General features: G+C 72.2%; 16 protein-coding genes and 1 pseudogene. 9 read left to right on the plus strand and 8 right to left on the minus strand.

Features of this window, described 5'->3' with window-relative positions:
• Positions 1–219: 219 nt before the first annotated feature.
• From OG599_RS11805 to OG599_RS11820, 4 genes are all read right to left on the minus strand, one after another.
• Positions 220–1,671: a GH1 family beta-glucosidase gene (locus OG599_RS11805; protein ID WP_327175945.1), complete on the minus strand. Its 1,452-nt coding sequence runs from the start codon at positions 1,669–1,671 to the stop codon at positions 220–222.
• Between the two features lie 104 nt (positions 1,672–1,775).
• Positions 1,776–2,693, minus strand: coding sequence for a carbohydrate ABC transporter permease (locus tag OG599_RS11810; protein ID WP_442809420.1), 918 nt, complete (start codon positions 2,691–2,693; stop codon positions 1,776–1,778).
• 18 nt (positions 2,694–2,711) lie between these two features.
• Positions 2,712–3,707, minus strand: a complete 996-nt coding sequence (locus tag OG599_RS11815; RefSeq protein ID WP_327175946.1) for a carbohydrate ABC transporter permease — start codon at positions 3,705–3,707, stop codon at positions 2,712–2,714.
• A 672-nt stretch (positions 3,708–4,379) separates the two neighbouring features.
• Positions 4,380–5,705 carry an ABC transporter substrate-binding protein gene (locus tag OG599_RS11820; RefSeq protein ID WP_327175947.1) on the minus strand — a complete coding sequence of 442 codons (1,326 nt, stop codon included), beginning with the start codon at positions 5,703–5,705 and terminating at the stop codon, positions 4,380–4,382.
• 784 nt (positions 5,706–6,489) lie between these two features.
• Here OG599_RS11820 and aspT (OG599_RS11825) point away from each other — a divergent pair.
• From aspT (OG599_RS11825) to OG599_RS11835, 3 genes are read left to right on the plus strand one after another with little or no spacing between them, the layout of a single operon-like run.
• Positions 6,490–8,166: an aspartate-alanine antiporter gene (gene aspT, locus OG599_RS11825; RefSeq protein WP_327175948.1), complete on the plus strand. Its 1,677-nt coding sequence runs from the start codon at positions 6,490–6,492 to the stop codon at positions 8,164–8,166.
• Entirely contained in the window at positions 8,167–9,870 is a 1,704-nt protein-coding gene (gene aspT, locus OG599_RS11830) for an aspartate-alanine antiporter (protein ID WP_327175949.1), read from the plus strand.
• Between the two features lie 20 nt (positions 9,871–9,890).
• A complete protein-coding gene (locus tag OG599_RS11835; RefSeq protein ID WP_327175950.1) occupies positions 9,891–11,546 on the plus strand; it encodes a bifunctional aspartate transaminase/aspartate 4-decarboxylase in 1,656 nt (551 codons plus the stop codon).
• 7 nt (positions 11,547–11,553) lie between these two features.
• Here OG599_RS11835 and OG599_RS11840 read toward each other — a convergent pair whose 3' ends face one another.
• Positions 11,554–12,246 carry a FadR/GntR family transcriptional regulator gene (locus OG599_RS11840; protein WP_327175951.1) on the minus strand — a complete coding sequence of 231 codons (693 nt, stop codon included), beginning with the start codon at positions 12,244–12,246 and terminating at the stop codon, positions 11,554–11,556.
• 186 nt (positions 12,247–12,432) lie between these two features.
• Between OG599_RS11840 and OG599_RS11845 the strand changes: the two are divergent.
• Positions 12,433–14,190: pseudogene (locus tag OG599_RS11845) on the plus strand (2-isopropylmalate synthase).
• Between the two features lie 96 nt (positions 14,191–14,286).
• On the opposite strand, the gene OG599_RS11850 reads toward OG599_RS11845, so the two are convergent.
• Together OG599_RS11850 and OG599_RS11855 are read right to left on the minus strand one after the other, a co-directional pair.
• The gene (locus tag OG599_RS11850) at positions 14,287–15,231 is read right to left on the minus strand and encodes a spermidine synthase (RefSeq protein ID WP_327175952.1); all 945 of its coding nucleotides are present in this window, start codon (positions 15,229–15,231) and stop codon (positions 14,287–14,289) included.
• Between the two features lie 112 nt (positions 15,232–15,343).
• The gene (locus OG599_RS11855) at positions 15,344–15,811 is read right to left on the minus strand and encodes a hypothetical protein (protein WP_327175953.1); all 468 of its coding nucleotides are present in this window, start codon (positions 15,809–15,811) and stop codon (positions 15,344–15,346) included.
• Positions 15,812–16,053: 242 nt separating this feature from the next.
• Between OG599_RS11855 and OG599_RS11860 the strand changes: the two genes are divergently transcribed.
• Positions 16,054–17,427, plus strand: coding sequence for a tetratricopeptide repeat protein (locus OG599_RS11860; protein WP_327175954.1), 1,374 nt, complete (start codon positions 16,054–16,056; stop codon positions 17,425–17,427).
• A gap of 70 nt (positions 17,428–17,497) precedes the next feature.
• Here the strand turns inward: OG599_RS11860 and OG599_RS11865 are convergent, their stop codons facing one another.
• A complete protein-coding gene (locus OG599_RS11865) occupies positions 17,498–18,094 on the minus strand; it encodes a histidine phosphatase family protein (protein ID WP_327175955.1) in 597 nt (198 codons plus the stop codon).
• Positions 18,095–18,488: 394 nt separating this feature from the next.
• On the opposite strand from OG599_RS11865, the gene OG599_RS11870 reads away from it, so the two are divergent.
• From OG599_RS11870 to OG599_RS11885, 4 genes are read left to right on the plus strand one after another with little or no spacing between them, the layout of a single operon-like run.
• Positions 18,489–19,451, plus strand: a complete 963-nt coding sequence (locus OG599_RS11870) for a phosphatase PAP2 family protein (RefSeq protein ID WP_327175956.1) — start codon at positions 18,489–18,491, stop codon at positions 19,449–19,451.
• Positions 19,336–20,574: a hypothetical protein gene (locus tag OG599_RS11875; protein WP_327175957.1), complete on the plus strand. Its 1,239-nt coding sequence runs from the start codon at positions 19,336–19,338 to the stop codon at positions 20,572–20,574. Before OG599_RS11870 ends, OG599_RS11875 begins: the two co-directional genes overlap by 116 nt.
• Positions 20,565–22,196: a hypothetical protein gene (locus OG599_RS11880; RefSeq protein ID WP_327175958.1), complete on the plus strand. Its 1,632-nt coding sequence runs from the start codon at positions 20,565–20,567 to the stop codon at positions 22,194–22,196. The genes OG599_RS11875 and OG599_RS11880 overlap by 10 nt, the downstream gene beginning before the upstream one ends.
• Positions 22,193–23,560 (plus strand): AAA domain-containing protein, encoded by a 1,368-nt coding sequence (locus OG599_RS11885; RefSeq protein WP_327175959.1) that lies wholly within the window; start codon positions 22,193–22,195, stop codon positions 23,558–23,560. Before OG599_RS11880 ends, OG599_RS11885 begins: the two co-directional genes overlap by 4 nt.
• The last annotated feature ends 48 nt before the right edge of the window (positions 23,561–23,608 follow it).

Consider the following 23,608-nt stretch of genomic DNA (forward strand, 5'->3'; position numbering starts at 1 on the left):
TGGGAGCGCTCCCAATCGTACGGGACTCCTTTCGGGCAACACGAAGACCCGGCTGCATTGAGCAGCCGGGTCTCGGTGCCGGGGGCGTGTGGAGCGCCCCCGTGACGCAGGGTGGCGGGGAGGCCGTCTGCGCCGAGGGGGTGCCGGGGGCATCGGGGCCGGTCAGGCGGCCACGACTCCCCCGGCACCCCCGGGCTCGACGCCGCGGGTGCGGAAGTGTCAGTCCTGCGGCAGGCCGTGACGGCGGATCACGTCGGTGTACCAGCGGGCGCTCGCCTTGGGGATGCGGGTCTGCGTGGCGTAGTCGACGTAGACCATGCCGAAGCGCTTCGAATAGCCGTACGCCCACTCGAAGTTGTCCATCAGCGACCAGAGGAAGTAGCCGCGGACGTCCGCGCCGTCGGCGATCGCGCGGCGGACCGCGTCGATGTGGCCGTGCAGGTACGCGATGCGCTCCGGGTCCTCGACGCGGCCCTCGGGCGAGACGTAGTCGTCGAAGGCGGCGCCGTTCTCGGTGACCATGAGGGCGACGTCGGGGAACTCGCGGGCGGTGTCGACCAGCAGGGCGTGCAGGCCGTCGGGGTCGACGGACCAGTCCATCGCCGTGACGGGCTTGCCCTCGGCCTTGTGGAAGGCCACGTGCTCCGAGCCGGGCCACGGCGAGTGCGCGCTGTCGCCGTGCGCGTGGCTGTTGCTCTCCGCGCCGCCGCCCGACGGGTCGGTGACGAGCGTCGGCGCGTAGTAGTTGATGCCGAGGACGTCGATCGGGCGGGAGATCGTCGCCAGGTCGCCGTCGTGCACCAGCTTCGACCAGTCGACGAGGTGCTTGGTGTCGGCGATCAGGTCCTCGGGGTAGGCGCCGTGCAGCATCGGGCCGGTGAAGACCCGGTTGCCGACCGCGTCGATGCGGCGGGCCGCGTCGACGTCGCCGGGGGCGTCGCTGAGCGGGCGCACCTGGTGGAGGTTGAGGGTGACCGAGGTCTGCGCGCTGGCGGGGATGGAAGCGCGCAGAGCCTCGATCGCCCGTCCGTGGGCGAGGTTGAGGTGGTGGGCCGCCTGGAGGGACGCGCCGGGGTCGGTACGGCCGGGGGCGTGGACGCCCGAGGCGTAACCGAGGTAGGCGGAGCACCAGGGCTCGTTGAGCGTGGTCCACGTGCCGACGCGGTCGCCGAGGGCGCCGGCCATGATCGCCGCGTAGTCGGCGAACCGCTCGGCGGTGGCGCGCTCGGGCCAGCCGCCGGCGTCCTCCAGCTCCTGCGGAAGGTCCCAGTGGTACAGGGTCGCGACGGGCTGGATGCCCGCTTCCAGCAGCTCGTCGACGAGCTTGCGGTAGAAGTCGAGGCCGCGCTCGACGGCCGGGCCGCGGCCGGTGGGCTGGACGCGGGACCAGGAGATGGAGAAGCGGTAGGCGCCGAGACCCAGCTCCTTCATCATCGCCACGTCGCTGCGGTAGCGGTGGTAGTGGTCCCCGGCGATGTCACCGGTGTCGCCGTTGTGGACCTTGCCGGGGGTGTGGGAGAAGGTGTCCCAGATGGACGGCGTACGGCCGTCCTCCGAGGCCGCTCCTTCGACCTGGTAGGCGGCGGTGGCCGCGCCCCAGACGAACCCGGGCGGGAAGACGAGGGCGTCGGCGGCCTGCTTGGGGGCGAGGTCAGGGCGTACAGCTGTCATGCGGGAGCGCTCCCATGGATGAAGAGGAAGAGGGGGGATCCGGTGCCCGCGCGGGCACCGGTGGGGGCGTCGCGCGGGCGCCCGGAGGTGCGGGCCGGGGTGTGTCAGCCCTTGACCGCGCCGGACATGATGCCGCCGACGATCTGCTTGCCGAAGACCACGAACACCACCAGCAGGGGCAGCGTACTGATCAGGGCGCCTGCCATGACGATGGACTGGTCCGGCGTGTACGAGGCGCTCAGCTGGCCCAGGGCCACCTGGATGGTGGGGTTCGCCTGGTTGAGCGCGAGATACGGCCAGAAGAAGTCGTTCCACGCCTGGACGAAGGTGAGCATGCCGAGCACCATCATCGCGGGGCGCGCCACCGGGAGCACCACGCTGAGCACGATGCGGAAGTTGCTCGCGCCGTCGATCTTGGCGGCCTCGATCAGCTCGTACGGAAGCGCCTCCAGCAGGTACTGCCGCATGAAGAAGACACCGAACGCGCTCACCAGGGTCGGGAAGATCACCGACTCCAGCTTTCCGCCCCAGCCGATGTCCGACATCATCATGAACAGCGGTACGACGCTGAGCTGCGGGGGGATCGTCAGGGTGGCGATGACCGCGGTCATCAGCCAACCCCGGCCCTTGAAGCGCATCTTGGCGAAGGCGTAGCCGGCGAGGGTGCAGAAGAACAGCGTCGCGGCGGTGATGGACGCCGAGACGATGAGGGTGTTGATGATGGCCTTGCCGAGGTTGGCGTTCTCCCAGGCGGCCTGAAGGTTGTGCCAGAGCCGGCCGCCCGGCAGGAACGGCGGCGTGCTGGCCAGGACTTCGTCCTGGGTGTGCGAGGCGGCGACGAACGTCCAGTACAGCGGCAGGATCGAGCCGATGCCGATGACGATCAGCGCGATGTAGGTGAACGGCCCGGCCTTGTGGGTGTCGCCCGCGCCCATGGCGAGACGGCCCTTGCGGGGAGCGCGACGGTCCGGCTTCGGACGCGCGGGGGCGGAGACCTTGGCGGGGGTGCTGGTGATGGTCATGAGAGGTATCGCTCCCGGTCAGGCCGCGGAACGGCGTACGAAGCGGCTGATGATCCAGTTGATCAACGCGATCGCCAGCAGGATGGCGAGCATGACCCAGGCCACGGCGGCGGACAGGCCGAGGTGCTGCAGGTTCCAGCCGTAGTTGTAGAGGTAGATGCTCAGCGTCTCGTACTGGTGCTCGGTGCCACCGATGGCGCCGATCGCGCCGCCTTCCAGCAGCAGCGGCTCACCGAACAGCTGCATGGAGCCGATGGTGGAGATGACGATCGTGAAGAGGATCGTCGGCCGCAGCGAGGGGATGGTCACCTTGAGGAACTGCTGCCAGCGGTTGGCGCCGTCCAGCGAGGCCGCCTCGTAGAGGTCGCCCGGCACGGCCTGCATCGCGGCGAGGTAGATCAGCGCGTTGTAGCCGGTCCACCGCCAGATCACGATGACCGAGATGGCGATCTTCGACGTCCAGTGCCCGTTGCCCCAGTTGGTGTCACCGAAGCCGACGAAGTGCAGGACCCAGTTGAGGAGCCCGCCGTCGGTCCGGAAGACCAGGGCGAAGACGAGGGCCGCGGTGGCGACGGACGTCGCGTACGGCGTGAGGATGATGGTGCGCCAGAAGGTGCTGGCCCGCAGCTTGTAGTTGAGCAGGTGGGCCAGGCCCAGCGCCACCAGCAGCTGCGGAACGGTGGAGAGGACACCGATCACGAACGTGTTGCTGAGGGCCGTCCAGAACTCGGAGTCCTGGAAGATCTTCGTGAAGTTGTCGAAGCCGACCCAGTCCATCTGGTCCATGCCGGTCATCTCGACCCGGTGGAGGGCGATCCAGCCGGTGTAGATGAGCGGGTAGAGGCCGAAGGCCGCGAAGACCAGGAAGAACGGGGCGATGTACGCGTACGGGGACGCCTTGTCGTCGAACCGCCACAGCCGGCTCCGCCAGGTCTGCCGGCTGCTCGCCGGTTGCTGTCGGGAACCACGGGGTGGCGGGACGTAGGCGTCCCGGGTGGGGGTCGAGGTTGCCACGGGCGGGAGTCCTTCCCTGGGGTGCGCCGGCGGGCGCGTCGATCGGTACCGGGCCGGCCCGGATTCGGGACTGCGTGTCCCGGTGCGGTGCCGAGCGGTGCCGGTCGTGTGGGGCTGGATGGGCGGAGCCGTTCGTCCCGGGGCCGGCCTGTGCGGAGCCGGCTGGAGGGGCGAGCGGAGTGGTGCGGGCCGGGGAGGGCCGGTGGTGCGTGCGCGTGGACGGGCTCTCGGGACCTCTGGGGCGGCGAACCGGCGGAACCGGTTCGCACCTGCGCCCACGAGCCGGGGAGGCCGGTGGTTCATCTGCGAGGAAGCCCTGCGCGGCGGGCCGGGGAGGCCGATGACTCAGCCTCGGCGGCGGGCCGGGAGGAGGACCGATGGTCGTCCGTGCGGGTGGTGCGGCGGGTACTGCGTGCGGTGCCGTGCGGGGTGGTGCCGTGATGCCGTGTGCGGGTCGTGCCGTGGTGCGGGTCGTGCCGTGGTGCGGGTCGTGCCGTGTGCCTGCCGGTGGTCTCGCGTACCGGCGGTTCCTCGCTGTCGGCCGTTCGCCCCGGGCCCGGCGTGCGGGGGCCCGGGGCGAACGGGCCGGTGGCGTGCGCCCGCCCCGGACGGGGTGGCGGGCGCACGCCGAGGCGGTGCGGGCGGCCTGTGGGCCTCCCGCACCGCCGGGGATCAGCCGATCACCTTGTCGACCGACTCGACGGCCGTCTTCCAGGCCTTGTCGGGGTCGGTGCCGCGCTGCTCCATGTTGTTGATCTCGGTGGAGATGGTGTCCTTGATGGTGGCGTCCTTCGGGCCGAGGACGGCCTCGGGGATGGTCTTGGCCTCACCGGCGTAGATCTCACCGATGGGGGCGTCGTTGAAGTACGGCAGCTTCGCGTCCTTCACACCCGGGAGGTCGTACGCACCCGTGTTGGACGGGAAGGAACCGATCGCCTTGAAGACGGCGGCCTGCTGCTCGGGGGCGGTCAGCCAGGCGACGAGCTTGGTGGCCTCGTCGACGTGCTTGCCGGAGCTCGGAACACCGAGGAAGGAGCCACCCCAGTTGGCGGCGGTGCCGCCCGGCGCGCTGGTGATGTCCCACTTGCCCTTGTTGGCGTCACCGGCGTTGACCGAGATCTGACCGGCCATCCACGCCGGGCAGGCGACGGTGGCGATGGTGCCCTTGCGGAGCGCGGCGGCCCACGGGTCACCGAACTGCGGGACGCCCTGGGTCAGCTTCTTGGTGGCCGCCTCGGCGGCCAGGTTCCAGCCCTGCTGGACGGCGGGGCTGTCCTTGTAGATCGCCTTGCCGTCCTCGTCGTAGTACTGCTTCGCGCTGGAGCTGACGACGGCGTTGAACATCGCGCTGGCGGAGTCCATGAAGAAGGTGCCCGCGGGCGCCTTCGCCTTGAACTTCTCACCCAGCTTGAGGTAGTCCTCCCAGCCACCCTTGACCAGAGCGGCGACCTCGGTGCGGTCGGTCGGCAGACCGGCCTTCTTGAAGAGGTCGGTGTTGTAGCAGAGCGACATCGGACCGATGTCCGTGCCGGCGCCGATGAGCGCACCGCTGGAGGTCGTGGCCTGCTTGGCCTTCCACGAGACGAAGTCCGTCGCGTCGATGACCTTGCTCAGGTCCTCGAACTGGTCCGCCTTGGTGTCGACCAGCTCCTTGATGCGGCCGACCTCCAGACCCTGGACGTCCGCGAGGCCGCTGCCCGAGTTCAGCTGCTGGAGCAGCTTCGGGTAGTAGACCTTCTCCTCGGCCGTGGTGTCTTCCTTGACCGTGATGTTCGGGTGGAGCTTGTGGTACTCGGCGAAGAGCCCGGCTTCCTTGTACCCGAACTGGCCGTAGTCGGCGACGGTCAGGGTGATGTTGCCGTTGGCGTCGGTGCTGCCGCCCTCGTCGTCCGACGAGTCGCTGCAGCCCGCCAGCAGCAGGGCGGTGGCCGTCAGGCCAGTGGTGGCCACGATCGCGGCTCTACGGCGTCGACCTGCGACGTTGCGGGTGATGCGCATTCCACTACTCCTATTTCCAGGGTGTGACTGGCGGTTGGCTCACTGCGGGACCCAGGCGCCGTGAGTGCCGCGCCAGGTGATGCTGGGGGGAAGCACGGGCAGTGCCGATCGCACATAAAAACGGGTGTGCGATGTGGGAGCGCTCCCATGCGCCGATGACGGAAGGTTGCTGCCTCAAGGGGGTGGGTGTCAAGACTTGAAGACGCTTCCGTTGCGCGAGCGTGTCCGGCAAGTCACGAGACCGTGTCCCGCACGGGGCTTGCCAATTGGCGAACCATCGGGGTCATTGACGGGCCATCACCGAATCACCGCAGGTGAGAGGCTGTTCGCGTGTGCGGCCATGATCCACCGCACGGAACGCGCCATCCCTCATCCGGTCTTACCCCGTGGCCGGTTCTTTACCCGGCCCGTGAGAAACCGGCCCGCCGAAAAGTGAACAGGGACCCCGCCGGAAAGGATCTCTGCCGCCGACTGTGGCGCGATCGTGTTCTTTCCTCGAAGGCCGACCGGAGGGCCGCGGCCACCGAAGCGGTCGGAAAGCTTCCACGCCGTGACGCCCTCGCCGGTTCCGGGGAGCGCCCCTTCCGGCCGTGACGCCCTCGCCCCTTCCGGCCGTGACGCCCTCGCCGGTTCCGGGGGGAACGCCGGTCACCTGACGAACCACCGAGGTCCGCAGGTCCGCCCCGCCGCCCGGGACTTCGATGTGCCGCACTCCCCCACCGCTGCTAGCTTCGCCCCTATGTCACATTCATACGCTTTCGTCACCTTCGGGATCTGAGGCGGCGTGGGTGTCATCCGGGACCACCCCGAACTCGCCCTGTTCCTCTGCCTCGCCGTCGGCTACCTGGTGGGCAAGGCACGCATCGGCCCCATCACCCTCGGCGGCATCTGCGGCACCCTGATCGTCTCGCTGCTCCTCGGCACGCGGCACGTCAGCGTGAACGACGACGTCAAGACGGTCTTCTTCGCCCTCTTCATCTTCTCGCTGGGCTACATGGCGGGGCCGCAGTTCTTCGCCAACCTCAACCGCCGCAGTCTGCGCTTCTTCGCGCTCTGCCTGATCGAGCTCGTCTGCGTCCTCGGCATCGCGTACGGGCTGGCCCAGGCCTTCGACCTGGACGTGGGCACCGCCGCCGGCATCCTCGCCGGAGCCGCCACGGAGTCGGCGGTCGTCGGTACGGCCACCGAGTCCATCGGCAAGCTCAGCGGACTCACCGCGGACCAGATCAGCCAGTACCAAGGGCACGTCGCCACCGCCTACACGGTCTGCTACCTCTTCGGCCTGATCACCATCGTGCTGCTGACCAGCCAGATCATGCCGATGCTGCTGCGCATCAACCTGGCGGACGCCTCCCGCGAGCTCTGGGAACGGATGCGCGGCGGCTCCGCCGGACTGGAGTCCGACGAACGGGAGGCGCTGCCCGGCACGGTCGGCCGGACGTACCTGGTGACGCTCGCCGACGGGCGCACCGTGGGCGGTCTGGAACAGGCGCTCGGCGGCCGGGTCACCGTCGAGGGCGTCAAGCGGGGCAGCAAGCTCCTCGCCCCGTCCCCCGAGCTCGAACTCACCCTGAGCGACCTGGTCCAGGTGGTGGGGCGCCGGGCGGCCATCATCGAGGCGGGTCGCGAGATCGGGCCCGAGACGCCCGCGATCCCGGGCCTCGACACCCCCCTGGCCACCAGCCAGGTCGCCGTGACCGAGAAGGCGACGCACGGCGCGACCATCGACGCGATGGAGCGGGCGCACCCCGAGTTCCGCAAGGACGGGGTCTACATCACCGACGTCGTCCGCAACGACCAGCGCCTTCCGGCCACCGGGGACACCACCCTCTACCGGGGCGACGTGCTGACCCTGGTGGGCGCGCGCAACGGCCTGGCCAGACTGGTCGGGAAGATCGGTGCGGTGGTGAAGAACGACGCCACCGACTTCATCTATCTGGGGTTCGGCATCGTCGCCGGTTCCCTGCTCGGTCAGATCGTGGTCAACGCCGGGGACATCCCGCTGTCGCTCGGCACCGGAGGCGGCTGTCTGATCTCGGGGCTGCTGTTCGGCTGGTTCCGCTCCCGCAAGCAGACCTTCGGCGCGTTCCCCCCGCAGGCGGCGGCGACCCTGAAGGACCTGGGCCTCGCCGTCTTCATCGCGTGCACCGGGCTGGCCGCCGGTCCGCAGGCCTGGCCCCTGCTGAAGCAGTACGGAGCCCTGCTGCCGTTCGCGGGCATCGCGATGGTGCTGGTGCCGGCGACGCTCTCCCTGATCGTCGGGCGCAGGCTGCTGAAGATCGAGAAGCCGCTGCTGATCGGTGCCATCGCCGGGCAGCAGTGCTCGACGCCCGCGATCACCGCGGTCACCCAGGTGGCGCAGAGCTCGGTGCCGTTGCTGGGCTACACGATCACCTACACGCTCTCCAACTTCCTGCTGCCGCTGACCGGTCCGATCCTCGTGGGAATCCTGGGGGCCTGAATGATCGACTTCCTGAACCGGAACGTCTTCCAGCCCCATCCGGAGCTGCTGGTCTTCCTGGTGGTCGCACTCGGCTTCCTGCTCGGGAAGATCCGCTACCGCACCATCGCCCTGGGCGTGGTGACGGGCTGCCTGGTGGCCGGGCTGGTGCTCGGCGCGCAGTTCAAGATCCAGATCGACGACACCGTGAAGAACCTGTTCTTCATCATGTTCCTGTTCGCCCTCGGCTACCGGGTCGGCCCGCAGTTCTTCCGCGGTCTGCGCAAGGACGGCCTGCCGCAGGTGCTCAACGCGATCGTGGTGTGCGTGTCCGGTCTGCTGATCTCGTGGCTCTTCGCCGGACTGCTGGGGTACGGCCCCGGGCTCGGCGCCGGTCTGATGAGCGGTGCCCTCACCCAGTCCGCGGCCATCGGCGTCGCGCAGGACGCGATCGGCTCCCTGCCGGGGCTCTCGTCCGCCCAGGTGAAGTCCGAGGAGAACCTGGTCGCCGTCGGGTACGCGGTGACGTACCCGCTCGGCACCATCCTCTGCGCCATGCTGCTGGCCAATGTGCTGCCCCGGCTCTACCGCCGTGATCTGGCGAAGGAGAGCGCCGCCCTCGCCGCCGAACTGGACGCTCCGGACGAGAATCCGGACGAGGGCGAGGGCTACTACGAGGTGGTGCTGCGCGCGTACCGGGTGGAGCGCCCCGACCTCGTGGGCCGGACCGTCGAGGACGTCGAAGCGCAGCAGCAGGGCATCGGACGCCGGATCTACCTCACCGCCGTCCGCCGGGACGGCACCGTGCTGGAGCAGTCGCAGGCGCTGACCCTGGAGCGGGGCGACACCGTCGCCGTCAGCGCGCTCCGCCACGACCTGGTCGACTTCGACGCCCGTACCCACATCGGCCCGGAGGCGGACGACGTGGAGCTGCTCGGCTACCGCACCGAGACGCTGCACGTCGTCGCGTCGGAGAAAGCTCAGCTCGGCCGCACGATCGAGGAACTGCGCCGGGAGCCCTTCATGGTGGGGGTGTACGTCGACCGTCTCTACCGGGCGGGGGCGGAGTTCCCCTACCGGCTGTCCACCCGGGTGGAGCGGGGCGACACCCTGGTCCTGACCGGCCCGGAGCGGCTGGTGGGGCCCGCGGGGAAGTCCCTCGGCAAGCCGGTGCCGACCAGTTTCGCCACGGACATGGTCTGGGTGGGGCTCGGGATCTTCCTCGGCGGCTGCCTGGGCATCCCGGCCCTGACCGCCGGCGGGGTGCCGATCTCGCTCTCGACCTCGGGCGGCGGGCTCATCATGGGGCTGGTCTTCGGCTGGATCCGCGGCAAGTACCCGACGTACGGGAACGTTCCGCCGGGTGCCCAGTGGTTCATGGACACCCTCGGCCTGTGCGTGTTCGTCGCGGTGGTCGGCATCAACGCCGGTCCGAGCTTCACCAGCGGTCTCTCCGACGCCGGCTGGGGTCTGCTGCTCCTCGGCGCGGTCGCCACCGTGGTGCCGCTGATCGTGGGCTTCCTGTTCGGGCACTACGTCCAGCGCATCCAGTTCCCGGTGCTGATGGGCGTACTGGCCGGGGGCCAGACCACGACGGCGGCGATCGGCGCGATCAACGAGACGTCCAAGTCCCAGATTCCCACCCTCGGTTACACGATCCCCTACGCCGTCGGCAACGTGCTGCTGACCGTGTGGGGCGCAGTGATCGTCCTCCTCAACCACTGAACCCGGAAAGGGACACCGTCATGCCCAGGACCAGCTTCAGCCGGGAAGAGATCCGGTCGTTCGCCCAGCTCAGCCCGTTCGAGCTGAAGGACAAGTTCATCAGCATCGCCCAGACGGCCCAGAGCGACGAGCCGGGCCAGAAGGGCCGGACGACGCGCGCGATGCTCAACGCGGGCCGGGGCAACCCGAACTGGGTGGCGACCGGGCCCCGTGAGGCGTACCACGCGCTCGGCTACTTCGCGCTCTCGGAGTGCAAGCGCGTCTGGACGGCGGACGATCTCGGCGGGATGCCCGAGGAGAAGGGGTGTGCCGAGCGCTTCGCGTCCTTCGCGCGGGCCCATCCGGACCTGCCGGGGATGGAGCTGCTGCAGGCGTCGTTCGATCTGGCGGTGAAGCGCTTCGGTTTTGAACCGGACGCGTTCGTCCATGAGATGACGGACTCGTCGATCGGGGACAACTACCCGGTGCCGGACCGCATCCTGCACCACACCGAGAGGATCGTGCGGGCGTACGTGGCGGACGAGATGTTCGACCACCGGCCGCCCGAGAACCAGAATCTGAGCCTGTTCGCCACCGAGGGCGGCACGGCGGCGATGTGCTACATCTTCGACTCGCTGATGAAGAACGGCATTCTGGCGAAGGGCGACCGGATCGCCCTGATGGTTCCGGTGTTCACGCCCTACCTGGAGATCCCGGAGCTCGACACCTACGAGTTCGACGTGGTGCGGGTGGAGGCGAGCCTCTTCACGGAGACGGGTGTCCGGCAGTGGCGGTACCCGACCGAGGAGGTCGCCAAGCTGGCCGACCCCTCCGTCAAGCTGGTCTGCTGCGTCAACCCGAGCAATCCGCCCTCGCTGGCCCTCTCCCAGCGGGTCGCCGACCAGATCGTGTCGATCGTGGCGGACACGAACCCGGGTCTCATCGTGGTGACCGACGACGTCTACGGGACGTTCGTGGAGGGCTTCCGCTCGCTCGCCGCCGACCTCCCGCGCAACACCCTGCTGGTGTACTCGTACTCCAAGCACTACGGCGCGACGGGCTGGCGACTCGGCGTGATCGGACTGCACGACGACAACGTGATCGACGAGATGCTCGCCGCGCACTCCCCGGAGTGGAAGGCGCGGCTCGACCGGCGGTACGGGACGCTCTCGCTCGAACCGGGGAAGATCCGGTTCATCGACCGGCTGGTGGCGGACTCCCGGCAGGTGGCGCTGAACCACACGGCCGGGCTCTCGCTGCCCCAGCAGGTGATGATGGTGCTGTTCTCGCTCTTCGACATGCTGGACGAGGGCCAGGCGTACAAGCGGCGCATCCGGGCCATCGTCCAGCAGCGGCTCGAACTCCTGCTGGAGGGCGTGCACATGAAGGTCTCGGAGGACCCGAAGCGCGCGGCCTACTACATCGAGCTGGACCTGCTCGCGGAGGCCGAGCGGGTGCGCGGCAAGGCGTTCGCCGACTTCCTGGAGCAGAACTACGAGCCGGTGGACCCGCTGTTCCGTCTCGCCGAGCAGACCGGCGTGGTGCTGCTCAACGGGGGCGGCTTCGACGGCCCCGAGTGGTCGGTACGCGTCTCGCTCGCCAACCTGGACGATCTGGACTACCTCCGGATCGGCCACCATCTGCGCGTGATCTTCGACGAGTACGCGCGGGAGTGGCAGGAGAGCACGGGAAGCTGAGCACCGCTCACGCGCCGCGCAGAAGGGCGAGGGTGGCCTCCAGGTCGGCCTTGGTCAGCCGCTCGGCGGCCGCCCCGTCCCCCTCGACGACGGCGCGGACGAGCGCCGCGTGGGTGTCCTCGCCGTGGCCGGGGTGCTCGGCACGCAGGTCGAGCAGGTCGACCAGGTCGATGAGCCCCTGGCGCAGCGCGGGGGCGAACTCGCCGAAGAGGTCGTCGAGTACGGGGTTGTGGGCGGCGGCGACCACCGCGCGGTGGAGGGCGATGTCGGCGTCGACGAACTCCGCGTCGCCCCAGCCGCTCGCGGCCCGCCGGGCGGCCATGGCCGCGTCCAGGGCGGTGACGTCGTCCTCGGTGCGGCGTTCGGCGGCGAGCCGGGCGGCCTGCACCTCGATCAGCATGCGGACTTCGTAGATGTCGGTGACCGCCGCCCGGCGCAGGCGCGCGGGCCAGTCCTCGTGCGGGCGGTCGGCGACGACGAAGATGCCGGCGCCCTGGCGGGACTGGAGCATTCCGGTCGCGGCGAGGGTGCGGACGGCCTCGCGGACGGTGGAGCGGCCGACGCCGAGGGACTTGGCGAGGGTGGTCTCGCCGGGGATCTTCGTACCGACCGGCCAGGTGCCCCCGGTGATCTGCTCCCGCAGATGGGCGGTCGCCTGGTCGACGAGGGGGCTGGGACGGAGAGGGCCTGGGGAGGACACGCGCTTCACCTGTCAGGTTGTCTGAAGACTTGAACTGTGCCTACTGTACCGCCATGACGCTCAGCGGTCTCCTTCTTCTCGGCTGCCGCGGCGGGGCCTGAAGCGACCGGCACCCCGCCGCGGGGTGCCACGCTGTGCCGGTCGCGTCCGGCGACACGAGAAGGAACACCCGCCCTCATGCCTACGATGCACAGCTTCCCCACCCTCCGTACGCCGCGCGGCCCGGTGCCCCCCGACTCCCCCGCGTGGAACCCGCAGCGCGGCAGCGACATGCCCTCGCACCGCTACCGTTCCGCCTTCGACCGGGTGAACATCCCCGCGGTCGAGCGCGGTTGGCCGGACGCGCGGATCGAGAGGGCACCGCTGTGGGTGCCCGTCGACCTGCGCGACGGCAACCAGGCGCTGGCCGAGCCGATGGACACCCCGCGCAAGCGCCGGATGTTCGACCTGCTGGTCACCATGGGGTTCAAGGAGATCGAGATCGGCTACCCGTCCGCCAGCCGGACGGACTTCGACTTCGTCCGCCATCTGGTGGAGAGCGACGCGATCCCCGGTGACGTGACCCCCGTCGTCTTCACCCCGGCCAAGCCGGACCTGATCGCGCGGACCTTCGAGTCGGTGGCCTCGATGCCCCGCGCGGTGGTCCACCTCTACATCCCGACCGCCCCCGTCTGGCGCGACGTCGTCCTCGGCCGGGACCGCGCGCAGGTGTGGGCGACCGTGCGGGAGGCGGCGGAGCTGATGGACCGGCTGGCCGGACAGCACCCGGCGACGGGCATCAGGTTCGAGTTCTCCCCCGAGGTCTTCGTGCTGACCGAGCCGGACTTCGTCCTGGAGGTCTGCAACGGGCTGACGGCCCTCTGGGACGCCTCCCCGGACCGGCCGGTGATCCACAACCTGCCCGCCACGGTGGAGATCGCGACGCCCAACGTCTACGCCGACCAGATCGAGTACATGCACCGGGCCCTGGACCGCCGGGAGTCGGTGATCCTCTCCGTCCACCCGCACCACGACCGGGGCACCGGTGTGGCCTGTGCCGAACTCGCGGTACTGGCGGGTGCCCAGCGGGTGGAGGGCTGCCTCTTCGGCAACGGCGAGCGCACCGGCAACGTCGACCTGGTGAACCTGGCGCTGAACCTGCACGCCCAGGGGGTCGACCCGATGGTGGACTTCTCGGACATCGACGAGATCCGCCGCACGGTCGAGCACTGCAACCGGCTGGCGGTGCCGCCGCGCCACCCGTACGCGGGCGACCTCGTGTACACCGCGTTCTCCGGCACCCACCAGGACGCCATCAGCAAGGGGTTCGCGCACCACGGGCGCACCGCCTCGCCGACCTGGGACGTGCCGTACCTGCCGATCGACCCGGCGGACGTGGGGCGCGGTTACGAGGCCGTCATCCGGGTCAACAGCCAGTCCGGCAAGGGCGGGATCGCCCATCTGCTGCAGAGCTCCTACGGCGTGGACCTGCCCGCCCGGATGCGGCCCGACTTCTCCCGTACGGTGCAGCGGTCGACCGACGACAGCGGCCTGGAGGCGACTCCCAAGGACCTGTGGGAGCTGTTCACGGCGACGTACCTGACACCGGGCCAGGACGGGCCGGTGGCGCTGGAGGCGTGGACCGCCGACATCACCGCCGACGGCGAGCACCGGTTCGCCTGCACCCTGAGCGCCGAGGGCCGCGGCGGCGACCTGGCGGGCGACTACGAGGGCACCGGCAACGGCCCGCTGTCCGCGTTCGTCCGCGCGCTGGCGGGCGCCGGCCACGAGGTGGAGATCCTGGACTTCACCCAGCACGCGACGACCGGCGGGCAGGACAGCCCGGCGATGGCGTACGCGGAGTGCCGGGTCGGCGGCCGGGTGGTCTGAGGCGCGGGCCGCGACACCTCGGTGCTGACCGCCTCGGTGCTGGCGGTGCTCTCGGCGGTGAACCGGGCGGGGTGAGCCGGGATCCGGACCGGGCCCGGGACCGGGACGGGTGAACCGGGGCCGGGGCCGGGCGGGCGCGGGACCGCGGCCGCCGGCCCCGGGCCTCCGCCCTCAGTCGAAGACGTTCGGCGGCGGCGCCGGGGACGCCTTCGCGTCCGCGTCGGTGACGACCGCCGCGCCTCCGGTGAAGTCGGCGAGCGCACGGCCGTGTTCGACGCGGCCGGGGTGCGGGTCGGTGGCGACGCGGCGGGTGAGTTCGGCGACGGCGAGGGGCCGGTCGGAGGCGACGAGCACGGCGTTGCCGAAGCGGCGGCCCCGCCAGACCGTGGGGTCGGCGGCGAGCGCGAGTTCGGGGAAGTGCGCGGCGGCGGTGGCGATCTGGCCGCGCAGATGGGCCAGTGGCGGGCCGTCCGCGAGGTTGGCGACGTAACTGCCGCCGGGCTTCAGCGCCCGCCGCACCTCGGCGAGGAACTCGGTGGTCGTCAGATGGGCGGGGGTACGGGCTCCGCCGAACACGTCGGCGACGACGAGATCGGCCCAGCCGTCGGGTATCTTGCCGAGCCCGACGCGGGCGTCCAGGGCGCGGACGCGGACCCGCGCCTGCGGGTCGAACGGCAGCTCCTGGCGTACGAACGCGACGAGCGCCGCGTCGATCTCGACGATCTGCTGGGTGGAGCGGGGCCGGGTGGCGGCGGTGTACCGGGCAAGGGTGAAGGCCCCGCCGCCCAGGTGCAGGACGTGCAGCGGGGTCCCCGGGGGCGCGGCGAGATCGATGGCGTGGCCGATCCTGCGCTGGTACTCGAAGGAGAGGTACGTCGGGTCGTCGAGGTCCACGTGGGACTGCGGGGCGCCGTCGAGCAGCAGGGTCCAGGCGTTCCGGCGCTCCTTGTCGGGGGCGAGTTCGGCCCGGCCGCCGTCGACGGTCGCGGTGCGGGCCTCCCGCCCGCGTCCCGACCGTTCGGCCCGCCCCGGCCGGTCCGTCCGGTCGCTCCGGTCCGCCCGTTCGGCCCGCTTGCCGGGCTTGGCGTTCCCTGCCGCCCCTCCTCGACGTGCCACGTCCGTCCGCCCTCACCGCCCCCGTCCGGCCGGTTCCCGCGTCCTGGTCGCGCGGGTCGGCTGGGGCGAGGAGAACACCGGGGACAACCCCGCCCACCTGGACATTATGGGCTCAGCGGCAGTTGTCGGCCGCTTCGATCATGCGGGCCGCCTGGTCGAGCGCGGCCCGCAGCGCGGCGGGGTCGGTGACCGGGGCGTCGTCGGCGGGCGGCAGCAGCCAGCCGGTTCCGGAGACGGGCGGCTCGTCGGGGAGGCGGAGCCCGCGGCCCTCGGTGCTCGTACAGGCGCTGCCCGGGACGTCCCAGCCCTCGGCGGTGCCGGGCGGCACCAGGAACCCGACGGTGTCGCCGGCCCCGTCGTGGAGCACCGGTCCCACCACGACCGGGCCGGTGCCCCGGCGCAGGATGTCGACGGCCTCCAGCCCCTGCCGGGCGGGGACGGTGACGAGGTCACACAGGTGTGCGGCGCACCCCTCGATCGGGTCCGATGTCGTGTGCGGCGGAACGGCCGGCTGCGCCCCCGCGTCCTTCGATGTGGCCGCAGTGGTCCATGGGCCGGTCTCCGTGCCGAGGTGAAGCATGGGAACCCCTCCTGTCATCGCCGAACGGAGCCACGCCCCGTCTCCGCATGGACCAACGCGCCGACCGCGTCAAGGGCTACGGTGCCAAGCCGCCGCAAAGGGTGGCAGTTCATGGCGGATCACGGTCGAGTTGCCCCCCTTTGTCGGGAAACCCTGCGTGAACGACCCGTCACACCAGGTACGTTCTTGCTCCGCCGGGACACCTGAGGCATGCGCCCGGCTGCACCAGAGAGGGCCACGCCATGGTGTCGTCACGGGCCGTTCCCAACCTCGTCTTCCGCCGGTTGCGCGGACAGCGCTCGGCGGGAGAGTTCGCGGCGGCCGTCCGCAGGGCCGCCCGCGAGATCGGCGAGCAGGTCGCCTGCGACGCCCGCTACATCGGTCGCGTGGAGTCCGGCGAGATCCGGTGCCCGAACTACGCGTACGAACGGGTCTTCCTGCACATGTTCCCCGGCACCACCCTGGGGGACCTGGGCTTCTCGGACCGGGAGAGCGTGCGCGGACGTTCGGCCCGCACCCGTGGCACGGCGGCCTGGAGATCCCTGTCCGGGGATCTTGGTCCGGCCCTCTCCGTACCCAGCGACATCGAGGAGAGCGACGTGCTGCGTCGCGTGTTCATGACGAGCGGCACCACCAGTGTGGCGACCGCGTCGATCGGGCTCGGCGCCCACCGGGCCGCCGGGACCCCGATCGTGCTGCCCGCCCAGCGGCGGGCCGGTGAGGCCGAGGTGCGTTCCGTGGAGGAGGCGGTGCGCGAGATCCGCATCCTCGACGACCAGCACGGCGGCGACGGGCTCTACCGGCGTGCGGCCCAGCCGTTGCGGGCCGCGTACGCCCTGCTCGACTCCGGTACGCCCACCCGCCGCGTCACCGCCGACCGGCTGCACTCCGGGGCCGGTGAGCTGGCCCTCTCGGTGGGCTGGCTGGCGCACGACTCGGGGCGGTTCGACGACGCGCGCTCGTACTACGCGGAGGCGCTGGCCACCGCCCGGGTGGCGGGGGACGACGCGCTGGAGGCGCACGCCTTCTGCAACACGTCGTTCCTGGCCCGGGACGCCGGGCGGCCGAGGGAGGCGGTCCGGGCGGCGGAGGCCGGGCAGCGGGCGGCCCGTTCGGTCGGCTCGCACCGGCTGCTGGCCCTGCTCGCCCTGCGCGAGGCGGGCGGCCGGGCGGGGCTCGGGGACCGTACGGGGTGCGACCGGGCGATCGCGCGGGCGCGGGCCGCCTTCGACCGGGGACCCACCGAGCGGGACCCGGAGTGGATGAGCTTCTTCCGCGAGGCGGAGATGCACCTGCTGGAGGCGCAGTGCTGGTCGGCGCTGGGCGACTGGCCCCGCGCGACCCGCCACGGCCGCCGGGCCACCGCGCTCCAGGACCCGCACTTCACCCGGAACCTCGCGCTCTACCGCGCGCAGCTCGCGGGCGACCTGGCGCGGGCCGGGGCGGCGGACGAGGCGGTCCGCTCGGCCCACCAGGTGCTGGACCTGCTGGACCGGGTCCGGTCCACCCGGATCAGCGGGATGCTGACGGGGACGGTACGCGTCCTGGCCGCCGACCCCGGAGCGGCGGCGGTGGCGGGGCTGCTGGAGCGGTACCGGGCCGCGCGGCGCGGCTGACCACCCCGCCCTCGCCGCCGGCGGCCCGGTGGTGTCGGGCCCGTGGTGTCGCTCGGCCCCTTGGTGTCGCTCAGCGTTCCAGGTGGCCGGTGTCGTTCCACCGCTCGACGGCGGGCATGCCGTAGGCCCAGCCCAGCACGGACAGCGAGGTCGGCTCCAGCCGGACACGGGCGCCGAACATCAGGTCCTCGCCCAGCCAGCGCGCGGCGATGGACCGCAGGATGTGGCCGTGGGCGAAGACGAGGACATCGCGCTCGCCGGAGCGCACCCGCTCGACGACCCCGTCCGCGCGCGCCGTCATGTCGGCGGTGGACTCCCCGCCGGGAACCCCGTCGCGCCAGATCAGCCAGTCGGGCCGGTCGGCCTTGATCTGTGCCGGGGTGAGGCCCTCGTAGTCGCCGTAGTCCCACTCCATCAGCGCGTCCCAGGTCTCCGCCCGGTCACCGAATCCGGCCAGTTCGCAGGTCTCGGCGGCCCGGACCAGCGGGCTGGTGCGGATGTCCGTGTCCGGCAGCCCGGACCAGGGGGCCCGGTGCAGCCGCTCGCCCAGCAGCTTGGCGCCCTCGCGCCCCGAGTCGAGCAGCGGGATGTCGGTCCTGCCGGTGTGATTGCCCTGGACCGACCACTGGGTCTGGCCGTGCCGGGCGAGCAGGATGCGCGGTGCCATGAGCGGGCTCTCCCTGAGAACTGGGGGACGGCGGTGGGGCTCCGGGACCTCGGTGTCCGGGCGCCCGGCCCGTGTCCGACGGACACGTCCGAGAAGGGACGCGCTCCGGCCTCGGGGCGTGTCGTCCCGGGGCGGTGCGTACGTCTCTCTCCATCATCGCGCATCATCGCGTACGGGCATGAAGGGCCGCCCTGCCGGGCACCCGTCCCGAACGGCCTTGAGGCGCACCGCGCAACCTCACGGCCCGTCCACACGTCCCCCTCTGCGCGGTACCCGGCCGGGGCGGGCCGGGCTCAGGGGGCGCGAAAGGGACCCCCCGGGGGAAATCACGACGGACGACCGCCGTACGGTTGAACGCCCGCCGTCGGACGCTTGAACAGGGGAGAGCCACCGGATGCCGCACGCCACACCCGCACGCGCCTCCGGCCGCCCCCGCTGGTGGACGGAGCTGCCGCTCATAGCGGTGGTGTACGGCTTCTACTCGGCCGGCCGGCTGCTCGCCCGCGGGGACATATCGGCCGCCGTCGACCACGGGCTCGAGATACTCCGGCTGGAGAAAACGCTTCACCTGAACATCGAGCACCCGCTCAACCGGCTGCTGACCGCGCACTCCTGGGTGGGGATACCCGCCGACTTCGCGTACGCCTCCCTGCACTACCTCGTCACTCCGGCGCTGCTGCTGTGGATGTACCGGCGCCGCACCGCCGCCTACCGCGCGGCCCGCACCTGGCTGCTGACCTCCACCCTGATCGGCCTGATCGGCTTCACGCTGATGCCGACCTGTCCGCCCCGCCTCCTCGACGCCGCGCACGGGTTCGTCGACACCATGGCGCAGTACAGCTCCTACGGCTGGTGGGGCACCGAGGCGAGCGCCCCGCGCGGACTCGGCGGCATGACCAACCAGTACGCGGCGATGCCGAGCCTGCACGTGGGGTGGGCCCTGTGGTGCGGGGTGCTGCTGTGGCGGTACGGGCGGCATCCGCTGCTCCGCGCGCTCGGCGTCCTCTACCCGCTGACCATCGTCTTCGTGGTCATGGGCACCGCCAACCACTACTTCCTGGACGCCCTGGCGGGCGCCGCGGTGATGGGCGCGGGCGCGCTGCTGACCCGCCCGGTGATGCGCGCCGCCGCCGCCGTATCGGCCCGGCTGCGGGCGCTCGTCTCCCGGCGGTACCCGTCGGGAGGCGGAGTTCCGGCGACGCCGTCCCCGATTGTCAGTAGCGGATGCGAGACTTCGGCGGGTGAGCGAATCCCCGGCCGGCGGACCCCCTCCGCACATTCCAGCGACGCGCCCCGCGCCTCCGGCGAACCCGGCCGGACCGGCGCCGGCGACAGCGCTCCGGCAGCGGCTCGCTGAGCTGCGCGGACCGACGGTCGTCCCGCACCCACTGGACGCCCGCGCGCTGGCCGCCCTCGCCGCCAACCCCGGCTGCAAGCGGCGGGCGCTGCTGGACGGCGCCGGTGTCGACAAGACCGGGCTGGCCACCGCGCTCGGCTCCCCCTCGGGCTTCGGCCAGTCGCAGTTCGCGTTCATGCGGGGCAACGCCTTCGAGGCGCGGGTCAAGGCGGACGGCGGCACCGAGCTGCTGCGCCTGCTGCACGAGAGCCTCGGCGACGGCGGTGAGCCGCCGGAGGGCGCCCGGGTCCCGGATCTGACGGCGGCCGGTCCCGAGGGCCGGACGGCCCGGACCGCGCTGGCCCTGCGCGAGGCGACCGCGGCCGGCGGCTGGAGCCTGCTGGACCACCCGATGCTGGCGCTGGAGGTGGCGGGCTCGCCCGCCTATCTGGAACCGGACGCCGTGGTGGTGCGTCCCGACGGCCGGTGGACGGTCATCGAGATCAAGTCGTTCCCGATGATCGACGGTTCCGCCGACGCGGCGAAGGTCGGTGGTGCCGCCCGGCAGTCGGCGGTCTACGTCCTGGCCCTGGAGGCGGTCGCCGCCCGCACCGAGGGCGCCGAGGTCTCGCACGACGTGCTCCTGGTCTGCCCCAAGGACTTCTCCAACCTGCCGGCCGGCTCCGTCGTGGACGTACGCAAGCAGCGCGCGGTGACGCGGCGCCAGCTGACCCGGCTCACCCGCATCGAGGAGATCGCGGCCCTGCTCCCCGAGGGCGCGAGCTTCGATCCGGGGTGCTCGGCCGAGGCGCTGACCGCCGCGGTGGAGGCGGTCCCGGCGGCGTACGCCCCCGAGTGCCTGGCCGCCTGCGAGCTCGCGTTCCACTGCCGGGCGAAGTCCCGGGCCCGGGGCGACGTGCGGACGCTGGGGCGCGGGGTGAGCGGTGAGCTCGGCGGGCTGACCACGGTCCGCGCGGTGCTGGACGCGGCGGCGGGCAAGGAGGGCGACCCGGCGGACCCGGCGGTCGCCGCACTGCGCCGGGCGGCGGCGCTGCGCGCCGAGGCGCTGGAGGGCGCGGCGACCCTGCGCGCAGAGCCCTCGGGGGCCACGGCGGACCGGGAGGGCACGGCGGCATGTCACTGATCAGCACGCTGGCGCGGCTGGAGGCGGTGGACAGCGGGCGGGCCCAGCCGCTGGCGACCGTACGCCACCGGCATCTGACGGACCGGCCGCTCGTGGTGGTGCCGCTGACCACGTCCGGCGAGGCGGGTGCCCCGCTGGGCGCGCTGGTGGGGATGGACCGGGAGGCGCCGAGGCTGCTGGCGGTGGCGCAGCCGCGCGACCGTGATCTGCGGTTCGCGTTCCTGGCGGAGCTCGCCGAGCTGGTGCTGCCGCACATCGAGGCGTACGCGGACGTGGTGGAGCCCTCCGAGCGGAGCGAGACCGACCCGGAGACCGGGAAGAAGGTCAAGGTCGAGGTCGAGCTGTGCGTGGACGCGGCGCAGTTGATCGTGCCGAGCCGGGCCGGGATCGACCTGGTGCGGCTGCTGGGTCGGTCGATGCGGTTCCGGCGCACCAGCGAGGACGACCCGGACACCCCGTACCCGGCTCCGCCCCGGGTGCCGCTGCTCGGCCGCTGGCTGACGCACTACGCGGAGCGGGCCCGGGTGCCGGGTTCCTCGCTGCTGCTGGCCACCACGGATCTGCTGAACCGCCATTGGGCGACGGGACAGAGCAGTGTGGAGGACCAGCACCTGGGGGCGCTGCTCGCGTGGATCGACCCGCCGGAGGGCGGCTCGGGCGCGGAAGCGGCGCTCCGGGCGGAGCTGGAGCGGGACCGGGACGGCCAGTTGGTCTGCCCGCCCGCGGGTCCGGCCACGGACCCGGCGTTCGACAACCGCCTGCTGGCGCCCGCGATCGAGCGGTACGACCGTGCCCGCACCGCGCTCGCGGCGGTCGAGGACGGGGTGGAGGCGGACGTGCGGCTCGGGGAGCTGCACGCCGCCGAGCGGGAGATCCGTTCGCTGCTGGCGGGGGTGCTGCTGCCGACCTGGGACGCGGTGTGGCGGGGGCTCGACCGGTTGCGGGAGCTGCCGGAGGGGGCGAGGGCCGAGGAGCGCTGGACCGGTGACCGCTGGTCGTTCACCGGCCACCGGGACAAGGTGCGTTCGGGCGAGCCGCCGCAGCCGCGCCGGGACGACGCGGTGACGGCGGCCCGGAAGCTGTCGTCCCGGGAGACCGCGCAGGCGCGGCTCGACGCCCAGGAGGCGCTGGACGATCCGCTGGTGCTGGCCGGCCGGCGGCTGAACGGCGAGGCGTTCGTCGGCGAGGTGACGGACGTCGAGATGGCGTACACCGAGTCGAAGCGCCCGTCCCCGCGCCCGCTGGTCACGGTCCGCACGGCGGAGCGCCCGCAGCTGGGCGAGCGGACGAAGGTGTACCGCTCGCTGGACGGCAAGCCGCAGTCGGCGGAGTTCGTCCGGTACGCGGGCCCCGGCACGGGCGCCGACGGCACCGGGCTCCCCGAGGACGGCTCGGAGGTGCTGCTGGTGCTGCGGGTCCTGGACCGGATGGGGCGCGGCAAGGAGCCGGCCCCCGGGTCGCTGCCCGAGCCGGGGGGGCGCACGGTGTGGACGCTCTTCGAGCACGACCAGCGCGGCGGCCCGGCGCTGCCGGACGCGGAGGAGACCCCGTGGACCCACGGCGGTCCGCCGGGTGCGGCCGCCGAACCGCCCGACGCCGTGACCCCGGAGGATGTGCTGTGACCGACGTACGCGTGGCGGAAGACCTCGCCGGGACCGCGCGGTTCGACCCGGGCGCGGCGGCGGGGCGGGCCACCGACGCGATCCTCCACGACACCCTGCACGGCGACGCCCGGGGTGTCGTGGTCAACTCCCCGCCGGGCGCGGGCAAGTCCACGCTGGTGGTCCGCGCCGCGCTGGAACTCGCCGCCGCCGGGCGCCCCTTGATGGTGATCGCGCAGACCAACGCGCAGGTCGACGACCTGGTGGTGCGCCTCGCGGAGAAGGAGCCCGAGCTGCCGGTGGGGCGGCTGCACAGCAGCGACTCCGACCCGTACGACAAGGTGCTGGACGGCCTGGAGAACGTCCGCAAGTCCGCGAAGGCGGCGGATCTGGCCGGGCTCGACGTGGTCCTCTCGACGGCCGCGAAGTGGGCGCACGTGAAGAACGTGGAGCCGTGGGAGCACGCGATCGTCGACGAGGCGTACCAGATGCGCTCGGACGCGCTGCTCGCCGTGGCCGGTCTCTTCCGGCGGGCGCTCTTCGTGGGCGACCCGGGGCAGTTGGACCCGTTCTCGATCGTGGGCGCGGACCAGTGGGCGGGGCTGAGCCACGACCCGTCGGCGAGCGCCGTCTCCACCCTGCTGGCGCACAACCCGCGGCTGCCGCAGCACCGGCTGCCGGTCTCCTGGCGGCTGCCCGCCTCGGCCGCGCCCCTGGTGTCGGACGCCTTCTACCCGTACACCCCGTTCCGCAGCGGTACGGACCACGGGGACCGGACGCTGGCGTTCACCGAGGCGTCGGACGGTTCGGGACCCGACCGGGTGCTGGACGTGGCGGCGGAGTCCGGCTGGGGGCTGCTGGAGCTGCCCGCCCGCCACACCCCGCGCACGGACCCGGAGGCGGTGCGCGCGGTGGCGCTGGTGGTCCGCAGGCTGCTGGACCGGGGCACCACCGCGACCAGCGAGCGCGCGGCGGACCCGGTGCCGGTGACGGCGGACCGGATCGCCGTCGGCACGGCCCACCGCGACCAGGCGGCGGCGGTGCGCGCGGCCCTCGCCGGGCTGGGCGTCACCGGGGTCGCGGTGGACACCGCGAACCGGCTCCAGGGGCGGGAGTTCGACGTCACGGTGGTGCTGCACCCGCTCTCCGGACGGCCCGACGCCACCGCCTTCCACCTGGAGACGGGCCGGCTCTGCGTACTGGCCTCCCGCCACCGGCACGCCTGCGTCGTGGTGTGCCGGGCGGGGGTCGCCGACCTGCTGGACGAGCACCCGTCGACGGAACCGGTGCAGCTCGGCGTGGAGGTGAAGTTCCCGGACGGCTGGGAGGCCATGCAGTCCACCTGGGAGCACTGGTCGAAGCACCGGGTGTCCTGGGGCGGCTGACGGACCGGGGCCGGTGGGACGATCTTCGGGGCCCCCGACGAAGAACAC

The sequence above is a fragment of the Streptomyces sp. NBC_01335 genome (genome assembly GCF_035953295.1).
GTDB lineage: Bacteria > Actinomycetota > Actinomycetes > Streptomycetales > Streptomycetaceae > Streptomyces.

Bases quoted from the DNA above. Each gene is read 5' to 3' on its own strand.
- OG599_RS11805 (WP_327175945.1), bottom strand. From the start codon at position 1,671: ATGACAGCTGTACGCCCTGACCTCGCCCCCAAGCAGGCCGCCGACGCC.
- OG599_RS11810 (WP_442809420.1), bottom strand. From the start codon at position 2,693: ATGACCATCACCAGCACCCCCGCCAAGGTCTCCGCCCCCGCGCGTCCG.
- OG599_RS11820 (WP_327175947.1), bottom strand. From the start codon at position 5,705: ATGCGCATCACCCGCAACGTCGCAGGTCGACGCCGTAGAGCCGCGATC.
- aspT (WP_327175949.1), top strand. From the start codon at position 8,167: ATGATCGACTTCCTGAACCGGAACGTCTTCCAGCCCCATCCGGAGCTG.
- OG599_RS11835 (WP_327175950.1), top strand. From the start codon at position 9,891: ATGCCCAGGACCAGCTTCAGCCGGGAAGAGATCCGGTCGTTCGCCCAG.
- OG599_RS11855 (WP_327175953.1), bottom strand. From the start codon at position 15,811: ATGCTTCACCTCGGCACGGAGACCGGCCCATGGACCACTGCGGCCACA.
- OG599_RS11860 (WP_327175954.1), top strand. From the start codon at position 16,054: ATGGTGTCGTCACGGGCCGTTCCCAACCTCGTCTTCCGCCGGTTGCGC.
- OG599_RS11865 (WP_327175955.1), bottom strand. From the start codon at position 18,094: ATGGCACCGCGCATCCTGCTCGCCCGGCACGGCCAGACCCAGTGGTCG.
- OG599_RS11870 (WP_327175956.1), top strand. From the start codon at position 18,489: ATGCCGCACGCCACACCCGCACGCGCCTCCGGCCGCCCCCGCTGGTGG.
- OG599_RS11880 (WP_327175958.1), top strand. From the start codon at position 20,565: ATGTCACTGATCAGCACGCTGGCGCGGCTGGAGGCGGTGGACAGCGGG.